General features: G+C 72.2%; 12 protein-coding genes. 6 read left to right on the top strand and 6 right to left on the bottom strand.

The genetic code is table 11. The features are described from left to right. Positions 1 to 71: 71 nt before the first annotated feature. The 4 genes from P2T62_RS22120 to P2T62_RS22105 all read right to left on the bottom strand — a co-directional run bounded on the left by P2T62_RS22120 (position 72) and on the right by P2T62_RS22105 (position 6,493). Positions 72 to 1,673 (bottom strand): acyl-CoA carboxylase subunit beta, encoded by a 1,602-nt coding sequence (locus P2T62_RS22120; RefSeq protein ID WP_276259195.1) that lies wholly within the window; start codon positions 1,671 to 1,673, stop codon positions 72 to 74. Continuing rightward, entirely contained in the window at positions 1,666 to 3,348 is a 1,683-nt protein-coding gene (locus P2T62_RS22115; protein WP_276259194.1) for a class I adenylate-forming enzyme family protein, read from the bottom strand. Before P2T62_RS22115 ends, P2T62_RS22120 begins: the two co-directional genes overlap by 8 nt. Before the next feature lie 132 nt (positions 3,349 to 3,480). Then, positions 3,481 to 5,061 carry a class I adenylate-forming enzyme family protein gene (locus tag P2T62_RS22110; protein ID WP_276259193.1) on the bottom strand — a complete coding sequence of 527 codons (1,581 nt, stop codon included), beginning with the start codon at positions 5,059 to 5,061 and terminating at the stop codon, positions 3,481 to 3,483. Between the two features lie 175 nt (positions 5,062 to 5,236). Next, a complete protein-coding gene (locus P2T62_RS22105; protein WP_276259192.1) occupies positions 5,237 to 6,493 on the bottom strand; it encodes an acyl-CoA dehydrogenase family protein in 1,257 nt (418 codons plus the stop codon). A 55-nt stretch (positions 6,494 to 6,548) separates the two neighbouring features. Here P2T62_RS22105 and P2T62_RS22100 point away from each other — a divergent pair, with 55 nt between their 5' ends. The 3 genes from P2T62_RS22100 (at position 6,549) to P2T62_RS22090 (ending at position 8,761) form a co-directional block, all read left to right on the top strand. After that, complete coding sequence (locus P2T62_RS22100) at positions 6,549 to 7,337, top strand: enoyl-CoA hydratase/isomerase family protein (RefSeq protein WP_276259191.1); 789 nt, start codon at positions 6,549 to 6,551, stop codon at positions 7,335 to 7,337. Between the two features lie 477 nt (positions 7,338 to 7,814). Next, positions 7,815 to 8,465 carry a DUF7857 domain-containing protein gene (locus tag P2T62_RS22095; protein ID WP_276259190.1) on the top strand — a complete coding sequence of 217 codons (651 nt, stop codon included), beginning with the start codon at positions 7,815 to 7,817 and terminating at the stop codon, positions 8,463 to 8,465. Beyond that, entirely contained in the window at positions 8,462 to 8,761 is a 300-nt protein-coding gene (locus tag P2T62_RS22090) for a hypothetical protein (RefSeq protein ID WP_276259189.1), read from the top strand. The genes P2T62_RS22095 and P2T62_RS22090 overlap by 4 nt, the downstream gene beginning before the upstream one ends. Before the next feature lie 30 nt (positions 8,762 to 8,791). Here P2T62_RS22090 and P2T62_RS22085 read toward each other — a convergent pair whose 3' ends face one another. Further along, positions 8,792 to 9,718, bottom strand: coding sequence for a transcription initiation factor IIB (locus tag P2T62_RS22085; protein ID WP_276259188.1), 927 nt, complete (start codon positions 9,716 to 9,718; stop codon positions 8,792 to 8,794). Positions 9,719 to 9,887: 169 nt separating this feature from the next. Between P2T62_RS22085 and P2T62_RS22080 the strand changes: the two genes are divergently transcribed. Further along, on the top strand, positions 9,888 to 10,382 hold the full coding sequence (locus P2T62_RS22080; RefSeq protein ID WP_276259187.1) for a DUF7858 family protein: 495 nt from the start codon (positions 9,888 to 9,890) through the stop codon (positions 10,380 to 10,382). A gap of 55 nt (positions 10,383 to 10,437) precedes the next feature. Beyond that, positions 10,438 to 11,628 (top strand): acyl-CoA dehydrogenase family protein, encoded by a 1,191-nt coding sequence (locus P2T62_RS22075; protein WP_276259186.1) that lies wholly within the window; start codon positions 10,438 to 10,440, stop codon positions 11,626 to 11,628. 24 nt (positions 11,629 to 11,652) lie between these two features. Here P2T62_RS22075 and P2T62_RS22070 read toward each other — a convergent pair whose 3' ends face one another. Beyond that, on the bottom strand, positions 11,653 to 12,435 hold the full coding sequence (locus P2T62_RS22070; RefSeq protein WP_276259185.1) for a ParA family protein: 783 nt from the start codon (positions 12,433 to 12,435) through the stop codon (positions 11,653 to 11,655). A 186-nt stretch (positions 12,436 to 12,621) separates the two neighbouring features. On the opposite strand from P2T62_RS22070, the gene P2T62_RS22065 reads away from it, so the two are divergent. Continuing rightward, positions 12,622 to 12,867, top strand: a complete 246-nt coding sequence (locus P2T62_RS22065) for a hypothetical protein (RefSeq protein ID WP_276259184.1) — start codon at positions 12,622 to 12,624, stop codon at positions 12,865 to 12,867. The last annotated feature ends 94 nt before the right edge of the window (positions 12,868 to 12,961 follow it).

Here is a 12,961-nt window from a genome sequence, read left to right as displayed (position 1 = left end):
GGGGCGGGCGGCGAGGTAAACCCCGGCGACGGCGGACGCCGGCCGGAACCGGCGGCGGCCGCCGGCCCGCCTCAGATGGGGTTGATGGGGTGTTTCTTCGGCGGCCAGTCGTCGTCGTGTGGCTCGTCGCCGCGGGCGAACGCCCGGATGACCCGCTCGCGGGTCTCCTCGGGCTGGATGACGCCGTCGGTGCCGACGCGGGCCGATGCCCGGACGGCGTCCGTCCGGTCGGTGAACTTCTGGATGAGGCGCTCGCGCTCGGCCGCCGGGTCGTCGGCCGCCTCGATGCGGTCGCCGTAGACGATGTCGACGGCCCCCTCGATGCCCATCGCGGCGAGCTCGGCGGTCGGCCACAGCACCGTCAGTTCGGAGTTCAGCGAGCGCCCCCCGCCCATCGCGACGTAGCCGAAGCCGTAGCCACGCCGGAGGACGATGTTGGCGACGGGGACGGTCGCCCGGGCGAGTTCGAACGGGAGTTTGGCGGAGTGGCGGGCGACCCCCTCGCGCTCGGAGTCCGGCCCCGGGAGGACGCCGGGGACGTCGACCAGCGTGAGGAGAGGCAGGCCGAACGCGTCACAGAGCGAGGCGAAGTGCGAGGCCTTCTCCGAGGCGCGCGTGTCGATGGTGCCGGCCTTGATACGGGGGTTGTTCGCGATGACGCCGATGGGGTCCCCGTCGAGCCGGGCGAACGCGGTCACGACGTTCCGGGCGTAGCGCGGCTTGAGCTCGAAGACGGAGTCGCGGTCGACGATGCCGTCGATGATGGCGTGGATGTCGAACCCCTTGCGGGGATTCCGGGGAATCAGGCCGCTGAGGCGGTCGATCTGTTCGTCCGACGGGGGCGTCGGGTCCGTGCTCGGCGGCTCGCGCCGGGCGTTGCGCGGGAGGTAGGAGAGGTAGCGCTTGATGGCGTCCAGGCAGGCCTCGTCGTTCTCGCACGCGAGGTCCGCGGCGCCGGTCTCGACGGTCTGGAACTCCGCGCCGCCGAGTTCCTCCTTGCTCCCCTCGATGCCCATGGCCGCCTCCACGAGCGCGGGGCCGGCGATGCCCATCTGCCCGGTCCCGTCGACGATGGGGACGAAGTCCGAGAGCGCCGCGAAGTTGGTCGACGCGGCGAACGCCGGGCCCATCATCGCGGAGACGACCGGGACCCAGCCCGAGAGCGCGGTCTGGAGCTGCGAGAAGCCGGCGTCCCCCCGGGCGAACGGCGCGGCGTCGAGCCCCTCCTGGATGCGGTGGCCGCCGCCGTCGTGGAGCATCACGAGCGGGAGCCCGCGCTCCAGCGCGCGCTCGGAGACCCGCTCCATCTTCCGCCCGCCGGCGTGGCCGATGGAGCCGCCCTTGACCGTGAAGTCGGCCGCGATGAGCGCGACCGGCCGGCCGTCCACCTCGCCGAAGCCGGTGACGACACCGTCGGCGGGGGCGTCCTCGCGCTCCCAGTCCACCGTCTCCGGCGTGGTCGGCATCGGGGCCGCGAGCCGACCGACCTCCTCGAAACTGCCGTCGTCGAGCAGGTAGTCCAGCCGCTCGCGCGCGGTCAGCTTCCCGAGGTCGTGCTGGTAGGCCACCGCGGCCTCGCGGGCCTCGTCGCTCAGTGCGTCGTGTGCCCGGCGGACCTTCTCGAACGGGTCGTCCGCCGCGTCGGGGTCGGGGGTGGGGTCGTCGTCAGTCATCGAGGAGTCGCTCCCGGAGCTTGTACTTCTCCATCTTCTGGGTCTCGGTCGTGGGGATCTCGTCGACGACGAACGTCTCGTCCGGGTGCATGAACTCCGGGAGCCGCCCGTCGAGATGCGCGTCGATGTCCGCCTCGGTGAGGTCGTCGCCCTCGACCGGCGTGACCGCGAGGCCGATGCGGTCCTCGCCGCCCTCTGGGGCGGGGATCGGGAACACGGCCGCGGCATCGACCGCCTCGTGGGCCGCGACGGCGTCCTGGATCTGCATCGAGGAGATGTTCTCGCCCCGGCGGCGGATGACGTCACCCAGCCGGTCGACGAAGTAGTAGTCGCCGTCCGACTCGTAGGCGGCGTCGCCGGTGTGGAACCAGCAGTTCCGCGTCGCCTCGACCGTCCGCTCGGGCTTGGCATGGTACTCCTGCATCAGCAGCCCCGGGCGCTTCGGGCGCACGCAGAGCTCGCCGACGGTCCCGGGCTCGACCCGTTCGTCGCGTTCGTCGAGCACCGCCACCTCGAGGATGTCCTCGCGGACCCGGCCCATGTAGCGCTCCCCGTCCACGCTCTCGACCACCGGGAGGCCACGCTCGCGGGCCCGCTCCTCGACGGCGTCCGGGCGGAGGCCGCGCCGGTAGCCCTCGGGCGTGCCCCCGAGGCCGTCCGTCCGGATGACGCCGACGATGGGGGCGCCGCTCTCGGTCTGGGCGAACGCGACGGTCACGACGTCGAAGCCGAACCGCTCGGCCATCGACTCGTAGTCCTCGGGCAGCGGCTGCATGTGGACCTTGCTGAGGGTGTTCTCGTCGTCGGTCGGGGACTCGGGCGAGCGCCGGAGCCACGGCATCATCACCGAGATGAACGTCGCGGAGGTGGCCTCGTACTCGGCGATGCGGTCCCAGAACGCCTCCGGCGAGAAGCGGTCCCACAGCGCCACCATCCCGCCCGCCGTGAGCCCCGCCACCACGTCGGCGTAGATGCCGCCGATGTGGTACAGCGGGAGCGAGGTGTGGACCACGTCCTCGCCGTCCAGCAGCGCCCGCTTGGGCTCGGTGTAGTTGGCGAAGATCCACCGGTGCGGGATGACCACGCCCTTCGGCATCCCGGTCGTCCCGGAGGTGTAGACGATGCTGGCCGGGTCGTCCCAGGTGACGTCGATGCCGGGGTCCTCGGGCGAGGCCGCCCGGAGGTCGGCGAACGTCGCGTCCGGGTCGATGTCGGCCGGCGCGGCGTCCCCGGCGTCGGTCGAGAGCGAGACGACCGCGGGGTCGGTGGTCAGGTCGTCGGCGACGGCGTCGAGCCGGCCGAGGAGGCGGTCCGCGATGACCAGCACCGCCGGGTCCGTGTCGTTCAGCTGGTAGGAGAGCGTGTCGCCCTCGTACTCGAAGTTGATTGGCGCGTACACCGCGCCGGCCCGGTTGATGCCGGCCATCGCGAGCACCGTCTCCAGCGGCTGCGCCGACATGAACGAGACGTTCGCCCCGGGAGAGACGCCCAGGTCGCGGAGGCCGTTGGCGATGCGGTTGGCCGCCTCGTCCAGCTCCCCGTACGTGACGCGGGTGTCGGTCGGGCCGTAGACCAGCGCGGTCTCGTCAGGTATCTTCTCCCCCCTGGCCCGCAGCATGCTGTCGATGGTCACCTCGTCGACTGGACGGTCGTCCAGTCCATCGTCGGTCGACATACTACGGGCGTGTGGTGGGTGTTGAATAAGCGTTCGCCCGGGGGCGGCCGGAAGCCCGCCCGCTCCGCGGCCGAGGGGCGACGCGTCGTCACCCGGCGGGGTAGGGTCGTGCGGCGGTCCCGGGTGGGGTCGTCACTCGCGCTCGGGCGGGAGGACGGTCCCGTCGACCGTCTCCACCTCGCCCTTGAGCACCTTCCCCGTCGGGTTGCGCGGGAGCGAGTCGAGGAAGACGACCTCGCGCGGCTTCTTGAAGCCCGCCAGCCGCCCGCCGACGTACGACTGCACGTCCTCGGCGGTCAGGTCGGCGCCCTCGTGGAGGACGATGGCGGCCTTGATGCGCTCGCCGTAGGTCTCGTCCGGGGCGCCGACGACCGCCACCTCGTCGACGGCCTCGTGCTCGTGGAGCACCTCCTCGATCTCGGCCGGATAGACGTTCTCCCCGCCCGTGATGATCATGTCGTCCGTCCGGCCGACGAACTCCAGGAACCCGTCCTCGTCCTGCCGGACGAGGTCGCCCGAATGGAACCAGCCCCGCTCGTCGATGACCTCGTCGGTCCGTTCGGGCATCCCGTAGTAGCCCCGCATCCGGGTGGGGCCCTTGTAGCAGATGCGGCCGATCTCCCCGGGGCCGACCGGCTCGCCCGTCTCCGGGTCGACCACCTTCGTCATGACGTTCAGCAGCGGCCGGCCGACGGCGTCGGGTTTCGCCATCACCTCGCTGGGGTGGAGCATCGTCGTCGTCGGCGACATCTCCGTCTGCCCGAACGCCTCCGAGAGGTCGGCATCGAACCGCTCGCGGATGGTGGCCTTCAGCTCCCGGCCGGAGGGGGCGGCGCCGATGGCGACGTCGTCGAGCGCCGAGAGGTCGTACGCGCCGAAGTCGGGGACGTTCAGCAGCGCCCGCGCCATCATCGGGACGAAGAACACCTCCGTGACCGACTCCGCCTCGAGCACCGACAGCACCCGCTCCGGGACGAAGTCGGCCAGCAGCACCGTCGTCGCGGAGACGTAGAACGCGTTGAGGAACAGGCCGAACGCGGCGATGTGGAACAGCGGCGTCACCACCAGCGACCGCCCGTCGACGGCCACCGCCTGGTCGTCGATGCCGCGCTCGATGGCGGCGTTGGTCGCCTGCATCACCAGGTTGTCGTGGGTGAGGATGCAGCCCTTGGGTCGCCCGGTCGTCCCGGAGGTGTACATCAGCGTCGCGTCGTCCAGTTGCCCGGGGACGATGTCGAAGTGGTCGCCGTCGTTGGCCTCGCGCCAGGTCGCGTAGTCCTCGGCGTACGCCGGCGTCGTCGCGCCGACGTGGAGGGCGTCGTCGGGCGTCCCCTCGCGCCCCTGGAGGTCGTCGACCACCTCGCGCGCGTCGTCGTCGAAGACGAGGAGGGCCGCGTCCGAATCCGCCAGGACGTACGCCACCTCGTCGGCGGTGAACCGGTGGTTGATGGGGACCGGGAGGACGCCGGCCTTCATCGCCCCCAGGTACGTCTCCAGGGTCTCGACGTTGTTCTGCATGTAGACCGCCACGGTGTCGCCCTGCGACAGGCCCCGCGCCTGCAGGCCCCGCGCGACCCGGTTCGTCCGGGCGTCGAACTCGGCGTGGGTCACCGCCGCCTCGCGGCCGTCCGGGCCCTGCTGCACGACGGCCTCCTTCTCGGGGAACTTGTGTGCGTTGCGCTCGGCCAGCCAGCCCACGGTGATGCCGTCCATGGCGGCCCCTCCCGTCGTCGGCTGTTAACTCTTCGCACGCTCCTCCCCCGGCCGGCGGCGCGCGGCCGCTGTCCAACTGCTCGCGCCGCTCGGGCGGGACGGGGCAGATAACTCGATAGATACGGGGATTGGTGGTTTATATCGATATTTCGTGACGTAGGGTTCGTTCGAGGATTCAATCGCCACCGATGAAGCCGAACAGGTGCCCGGCGACCCGTCGCTTCTGTATCTCCTCGGTCCCCTCGGTGATGCGGTAGCGCCGGTGGTGGCGGTAGACGTGCTCGAACGGCTGGTGGCGGGAGTAGCCGAGGCCGCCGTGGACCTGCATCGCCCGGTCGGCGGCCCGGCAGACGAGGTCGTTGGCGGTCCAGTTGGCCATCGCCACCTTCTCCGAGATCGAGGAGCGCGACTCCGTGACCATCTCCCCCTCCCGGTCCAGCAGCCACGCCGTCCGGTGGACGTGGCTCCGGAGCATGTCGGCCTCGGTGTGGAGTTCGGCCAGCGGGAACTGGACGGCCTGGCGGCTCGACAGCGGTTCGCCCCAGGTCTCCCGCTCGCGGGCGTAGTCGACGGCGGCGTCGATGCAGAACTGCGCCGCGCCCAGCGACGCGGCGGCCTGCCGGATGCGGTTCTCGTGGAGGAACGACTGCGCCAGCGCGAGCCCCCGCCCGCGCTCGCCGACGACGGCCGAGTCGGGCACCCGGACGCCGTCCAGCGTCACCTCGGCGTGGTCGGTCGGCATGTTGAACGTCCACCAGAAGAAGTCGATCTCCAGCCCGTCGGCGTCGGTCGGGACGAGGAAGGCGGTGATGCCGGCGGCGTCGCCGTCCTCGCCGTCGGTCCGGGCGAAGACGAGGTCGTAGTCGGCGCGATGCATCCCGCTGTTCCACCGCTTCGCGCCGTCGATGATCCACTCGTCGCCCTCCTTCCGGGCGGTGGTCTCCATCCACGTCGCGTCGCTGCCGTGCTCGGGCTCGGTCAGGCCGAACGCGACCGGCGTCTCGCGGGTGATGACGGCCTCCAACAGGTCGCGCTGGGCCTCGTCGCCGAACCGGTGGAGCATCTTCGCGATGGGGAAGTTGCCCACGACCGAGGCCTCCTGCTGGAGCACGTTGTGGAGCCCGGGCCCCCGCTCGGCGAGGTGCTCCCGGACCATCGCCATCGCGAGGTTCGAGCCGTCCTGCCCGCCGAGTTCCTCGGGCAGCGCGTAGCGGTAGAAGCCGGCGTCGTCGGCCCGCTCGCGCATCTCGTCCAGCAGCGCCTCCCACTCCGCCGCGGGGACGCCGCCCGCCTCCCAGTCCGTCCGGGCGTGCTCGCGGCGCTCGTCGAAGAACTCCGGGTGCTCGCGCTCCAGCGGCTCGATCTCGGCCTCGATGAACTCGTCCAGGTCGTCGAGCAGGTCCCGGACCGCGTCCGGTGTGGCGAAATCCATGCCACACGACAGCAGTGGCCGCGGGTTATAGGTTCGCCCGCCGTGGCCGTCCTGCATGAGCGACCGCATCACCAGCATGGCGGCCGACGGCGTCGTCACGGTCACGATGGACGACCCGGAGCGGGACAACCCGCTCCGGCGCGAGGAGTACCGCGCCATGCACGACGCGTTCCGGGCCGCCCGCGAGGGTGACGCCCGCTGTGTCGTCCTGCGCGGGGCGGGCGACGCGTTCTCTTCCGGCTTCGACATCGAGGGGCTGGACCCGGGCCACCTCGAGGCCCCGCTCCCCGAGCGCGTGGCGGCCATCCGGGCCAACGAGCAGGCCCTCGCCCGCGAGATACTCACCCACCCGCTCCCGACCGTCGCGCTGGTCGATGGCCCGGCCATCGGCGACGCGGCCGGATTCGCGCTCGCCTGCGACATCCGGCTCGCCAGCGAGCGCGCCCGCATCGGCCTCTCGCACGTCCGCCTCGGCCTGGGGCTGGACTGCGGGCTCTCGTACACGCTCCCCCGGCGCGTCGGCTGGGGGACCGCCGTGGACCTCGCGACGACCGGGCGTATCGTCGACGGCGCAACCGCCGCCGAGCTGGGGCTCGTGACCCGGACCGTCCCCGACGACGCGTTCGACGAGCGCGCGGACGAGCTGGTCGCCGACATCGCAGCGGGGCCGCCCGTCGCGCTCCGGAGCATCAAGGAGGCGCTCCTGCACGGGGCCGAGGCCGACCTCGACGCGGCGCTCCGGGACGAGGCGTTCCGGCAGGCGGTCGCGCTCGATACTGCTGACCATGCGCGGGCGGTGGCTGCGCTCGGGAGCGACGAGCGGCCCGAGTTCGAGGGGCGCTGAAGCCTGTCGGTTCGTGAGAAATCGCGTGCGAGTCTGGCATCTCGTACTGGACTGATGATCCCAGAAACAGCGACGGGAACCTGTTGAAAGCCCCCGGGCGCTCGGGGGCCCGCGGCTCGCTGCGCTCCTCGCGGTCCGGGCCTGCGGCGGGTTCGCTGGCGCTCACCCGCCGTTCCGGGCATACGCTGTGGTGCTTACTTCGCCGGGGGCCCGCCGAGCGCCCGGCCCCTTTCAGTCCCGCCCGGTTCGGCTTCCCGAGGTCGCGTCCGTATCGTGCTGGCTCGGTGTGTGCGCTCTGTGGAACAGGCAATATCGGGCGGCCAGGGGCTTCCAACCTGTTCCCGTCGCCAGCGGAGGAGTTCCCAGCGAAACACCTGCCAGACTCGTACGCTCACTCTATCGAACGGAGAAGCCTAGTCGAACACGCCAACCCCCTCGGAACGTAACTTCACGTACCATGCCGGGACCAGCGGCCCCATGCCGACGCTTGAGTGCGAGGTCGACCGGCGCGGCGGGCTCACGCTCGTCGAGTGCATCGTCCACAACGACACCACCGACCGCCGCCGCGTCCGCGTGACGAACCGGCTTGCTGGGCCCGTCCGGGCGCCACCGGCCGACACGCTGGGCCCAGCGTGGACCGACGGGACGGCGACCTGTACGCTCTCGCCCGGCGAGCGCGCCGCGCTGGGGTACGCCAGTCACGCGGCCCCGCGGGAACGCCCGGTCGAACTCGCACACGAGGTGGTCGAGCGGGGGGACGGCGAGGTGGACGGGGGTGACACGGAGGGGAGAGCCGGGCGGCGAATCGGGGCCACGGACGAGGGGGGCGCGGCCGAGGCACCGACCGTTCCCGCACCGCAGCTGCCGGACGAGCACCGCGATGAGGCGGATGACGGGGAGGCGGTCCGCCCGGACGGCGCCGGCATCGCGTTGCCGCCGGCGGTCGCGGCGTGGCTCTCGGCGCTGGAGCGGCGCGTCGAGGCACTCGAGGACGGGCGGCGTGACCTGTCGCCGGGGCACGCGACGGTCGTGGTGGACCGGGAGACGCTGTCGGCGCTGGAGCGACGCGCGGCCGAACTGGAGGGGCGGCTCGCCGCGGCTGGTGGGCGGCCGTCCGGCGGGTCGTGAGAATCGAGGTCGGGACCGGGAGCGGCGCCGACGCCCACGCCCCCCGACCGCTCGCCCTCGCCGCGGCGCTCGACGGTGTCGTCCTCGATGCGACCGGGCTGGTGGCAGTCACCGCGGCGGGGCGGGGACCCGACGGCAGCGACGTGCTCGCGGGTCGAGCGACCGTGGTGGAGGCGTTCCGGTCCCGGGAGGGGGTTCCCGTCGTCGGGTGGGGCGGACCGCTCACCCGTGTCGAGCGTGCGGTTCTCGCGCGTCGGATCGAGCGGGAGGCGGGGGCGGTCGTGGTCCTCGGCTGACCGCCGGCCGATGGCGGCTGTCGGGCGGTGTCAGTCGTCGGCCGGCGCGGCATCGACCGCGGCTCCGGCTGCCTCCTCGTTCCGGACATCGACGTCCAGTTCGCGCACGTCCCGGTAGGCCGTCCGGAGCGTCACCGGCGTCACGTCGGCGACCTCGGCGGCCTCGCGCTGGGTGAGGTCGTGGTCGTGCTCGCGGGCGGCCGCGTAGAGGCAGCCGCCGGCGAACCCGCTCGGGTTGCGCCCGTTGACGAGCCCCGCGTCGGCTCCCGCCTCCGCCAGCGCGCGGGCCCGCCGCTCGACGGCGTTCGGGAGGTCCAGTTTCGAGGCGAAGCGGGCGAGGTACTCCGTCGGGTCGATGGGACCCGTCGGTAGCCCGAGCTCGCGGTTGAGCGCGTCGTAGGCGGCCGCGAGTTCGCCCGCGTCCGCGCGGGCGGCGTCGACGATCTCGGTGCGGGTCCGCGAGACCGACGCCGTCCGGCAGGTGGCGTAGGTGACGGCGGCCGCGAACCCCTCGATGGAGCGGCCCTGCAGCAGGCCGGCGTCCTGTGCGGACTCGAACAGGACGCAGGCGCGGTCGCGCACGCTCTCGGGGAGTTCGAGCTGCCCGACGAGGCGCCGGATCTCCGTGAACCCGTACACCTGGTTCCGGTCGGCCTTGTCCCCGACCGAGGCGCGCTTGTGATGCTTGCGCATCCGGGCGACGCGCCGTCGCTTGCGGCCCTTCAGCCGCGTCGAGCGGCCGATCTCGGTCGAGAGGCCGCGGTCGTGCCGGCTCCGGGTCAGCGGCGCCCCGGTCCGTCGGGGGTCGGTGTCGTCGTCCGCGAAGCTGCGCCACTCGGGGCCGCGGTCGATGGCGTCCTCGTCCACGATGAGGCCACACTCCCCGCAGACCGTCTCGGTTCCCTCGCTGTGCAGTCGGCCGTCGCACTCCGGGCACGTGTTCGCCGTCGTGCTCATGTGCGAAGCTTCGGCGCGATTCCCCTTCAAAAAGGAGCGCGAGCGCCGCGTTCGCCGGCGAGCGGACGTGAACTACCAACCGGTGACCGGTAGGTAGTTCCCTGGGCGGCGGTCGATTCCTCGGCCTCGGGAACAAAATTTAACGGTGGTCGGTCGGCAAGCCTCGCCCGTGACGCTCTCGGACATCGCCGCGGGGCTGGAGGTGACCGCCGAGCAGGAGGAGCGCGGCGTCGCGGCCGTCGACGACACGGACGCGCCGCTGGCCGAGCGGCTCGCCGAGTTCGCCGACCGGCTCCCCTGCACGCCCGAGGCGGCGGCCACGCTCGCAACCGAGTACGCCGCGGGCGCGAGCGTCGGCGCCGCGGCCCGCGAGGCCGGCGTTGCTCCCGTCACGGGTGCGAAGGCGCTCCACCGGCTCGGCGAGCCCGTCCAGCCCCTCGGCCCGACCGGCCGCGAGATCGTCCGTGACTGGCTGGACGCCCGGCTCCCCCGCACCGAGGCGGTCGAACTCGCCGGTGGGGACGAGGTCGACTTCGCGCTCGCGGCCTACGTCGAGACCCACGACCCGATTCCGGGGGCCCGCGAGGCCGTGGACGGGGCGCTGGCCGTCGAGAGCGGCGACCCGCTGGCCGAGACGCGCAGCGACACCGACGAGTTCCTGTAGTCGGCCCTCGCTGACACGGGCGAACGGTTTTGTGCGTGCCACGTCACCGCTCCGCATGGACTTCAGCGAACCGGCCGAGGCGACACAGATCAAGAAGGCGCTGGACGACTTCATCGAGCAGGAGGTGGCGCCGCTGGAGAACGAGCACCCCGAGTTCCTCGGCGAGGACTACCAGCGCCACATCGTCGACGAGGACCACTACCAGGTGCCCGAGTACCGCGAGATCGTCGAGGAGATCCGGAAGAAGTCCGTCGAGGCGGGGTTCTACGGGATGGACATGCCCGAGGAGGTCGGCGGTGGCGGCGTCGACCTCGTCACGTCGGCCATCGTCGCCGAGCACCTCGCGAACCGGCCGCCGGGGTTCCACTCGGCCATCACGGGCGGCGCGGGCGGCCCGACGAAGGTGCTGCTGGCCTGTACGGAGGAGCAACGCGAGGAGTACCTCGACCCCCTCATGCAGGGGGAGATAACGACCTGCTTCGCGCTCACGGAGCCGGACCACGGGTCGGACCCGCACTACATGGACACGACCGCCGAGAAGGAGGGCGACGAGTGGGTCATCGACGGCGAGAAGTACTGGATCACGAACGCGCCGTACGCCGACTTCGCGATGGTGTTCGCGCGCACGTCGGGCGAGAAGGGCGACTACGGCGGCATCACCTGCTTCCTCGTCGATTCCGACCAGTACGAGGTCGAGAAGGTCCACCGGACGATGGGCCTGACGCCGGGCGGCCAGGCCCAGCTCCGGTTCGACGGCGCCCGCGTCGGCGAGGACGCCGTCCTCGGGGAGGTCGACAACGGCTTCGGCACCGCGATGAGCTGGATCGGCGGCGGCCGAATCAAGATCGCCGCCAACGCCGTCGGCACGGCACAGTTCCTCCTCGATACCGCCGTCGACTACGCCCGCGACCGGGAGACGTTCGGCAAGCCCATCGGCCACCGGCAGGGCGTCTCCTTCCAGCTCGCCGACCTCGCGACGGACGTCCAGCAGGTCCGCCAGCTCTACCGGTACGCCGCCTGGAAGATCGAGAGCGGCGAGCGCGCCCGGATGGAGGAGTCGATGGCCAAGCTCCGGGGCGCCGAACTCGCCAACCACGCCGCCGACGTGGCGATGCAGGTGTACGGCGGGGCCGGCTTCATGAAGGACGCCCCCATCGAGCGCGAGTACCGCACCGCGCGGGTCCTGCGTATCTTCGAGGGGACCGACGAGATCCAGCGCCGGACCATCGCACGCGAACTCATCTGAGCCGCGCCGCGTCCCGACGGGCGGCTACCCGGAGAGCCCGGGCACGTACTCGCCCAGGCCGCCGCCGTCGTCGGGGTCGGGCACGATGTCGAGGGTCCTCTCCAGTACCGACGCGACGGCCGACGTGAACGCGGCGTCGTCGCCGTACGCCGGCGCCGCGTCGGGGCTCGTCGCCTCGCTCGGGGGGACGGTCACGTCGGCCCGCTGGACGGTCCCCTCCGTGCCGCCCGGCCCGGCGTTGGCCACCTCGCAGTCCGGGACGACGCCGATGTCGCGCAGCCGGTCGGCCGCCCGCGGGAGCGCGTCGGCCCCCCGCCGGGAGTCCGGCGTCACCAGCACCACCCGGTCGCCCGTCGTGACGGCCGCGACGGCCTGGTTCGCCGCCACCGGTGGGGTGTCCACCAGGACGGCGTCGAACCGGTCGGTGGCCCGTTCGACGAGCCCCTCCAGCCGCCCGGCGGCCTCGGGCGCCTTCGCCCGTGCCAGCCGCTCGAACGGCGCGTACGCCGGCAGGCACGCCACGCGCCCGTCCGTGTCGAACGGGAGCGTCACCAGGCCCTCGTCCAGCGGCCGCTCCTCGGTCACGCAGGCCGTCACGTCCGGGTCGATGCGGCCCGGGCAGTGGTCGGCCAGCCCCTGTGTGGCGTACGCCGCGTCGAGCAGCGCCACGTCCCGTCCCTCGTGTGCCAGTGCGGCCCCGGCCTCGACGGTCAGCCGGGTCGCCCCGGCCCCGCCGACGGCGCCGACCAGCGCCAGCGCGGTCGCGTCCCCGTCCAGCCCTCGCTCCGTCCCCTCGCGGTCGGACATACCGCTCGTTGCTGCCCGATATCGGATAAAATCTAGCGGTCGTCGCCGTGATTCCTCCGGCTGGCGGGTGCGAACCGGTCGTCGGGGGAATGCCCCGCTCGTCGCTGCTCCAACCGTACCGATGGCGCAGCGTTCGAAACTCGATTTCGAGTAAACTTTTAGTCACTCCGGACCATCGTGTCGGCCATGACAGTCGAGGTCACGTTCTCGGAGGGGCTCACGGAGCGGGTCGGTACGAACGGTGCCTACGTCTCCATCGATGGCGAGGCGACCGTCGCGGAGGTCGTCGAGTCGCTGGCCGTGGAGTTCGGGCCGGAACGGCTCTCGGCGGACACGGAGGCCATCCGCGAGTCGGCGGTCGGTTCGGAATCGCTCTCGGCGCGGTCCACGGTCGCCCCGGGCGACCGGCTCCGGCTGGTCCGGCACACGTGACGGACACCGCCCGGGGCTGGATAGCGATTTCCACGCCCTTCGCGAATCTAGTTGCCTGATCTCCTACTATTGCTGTAGAAGGGTGTATCAGTGG

Source organism: Haloglomus litoreum (genome assembly GCF_029338515.1).
GTDB classification, from domain to species: Archaea; Halobacteriota; Halobacteria; order Halobacteriales; family Haloarculaceae; genus Haloglomus; species Haloglomus litoreum.
This window is presented reverse-complemented; position numbering and strand designations above follow the sequence as displayed.

Coding starts and splice junctions, on each gene's coding strand:
- P2T62_RS22120 (WP_276259195.1), bottom strand. CDS start 1,673: ATGACTGACGACGACCCCACCCCCGACCCCGACGCGGCGGACGACCCG.
- P2T62_RS22115 (WP_276259194.1), bottom strand. CDS start 3,348: ATGTCGACCGACGATGGACTGGACGACCGTCCAGTCGACGAGGTGACC.
- P2T62_RS22110 (WP_276259193.1), bottom strand. CDS start 5,061: ATGGACGGCATCACCGTGGGCTGGCTGGCCGAGCGCAACGCACACAAG.
- P2T62_RS22105 (WP_276259192.1), bottom strand. CDS start 6,493: ATGGATTTCGCCACACCGGACGCGGTCCGGGACCTGCTCGACGACCTG.
- P2T62_RS22100 (WP_276259191.1), top strand. CDS start 6,549: ATGAGCGACCGCATCACCAGCATGGCGGCCGACGGCGTCGTCACGGTC.
- P2T62_RS22095 (WP_276259190.1), top strand. CDS start 7,815: ATGCCGACGCTTGAGTGCGAGGTCGACCGGCGCGGCGGGCTCACGCTC.
- P2T62_RS22085 (WP_276259188.1), bottom strand. CDS start 9,718: ATGAGCACGACGGCGAACACGTGCCCGGAGTGCGACGGCCGACTGCAC.
- P2T62_RS22075 (WP_276259186.1), top strand. CDS start 10,438: ATGGACTTCAGCGAACCGGCCGAGGCGACACAGATCAAGAAGGCGCTG.
- P2T62_RS22070 (WP_276259185.1), bottom strand. CDS start 12,435: ATGTCCGACCGCGAGGGGACGGAGCGAGGGCTGGACGGGGACGCGACC.
- P2T62_RS22065 (WP_276259184.1), top strand. CDS start 12,622: ATGACAGTCGAGGTCACGTTCTCGGAGGGGCTCACGGAGCGGGTCGGT.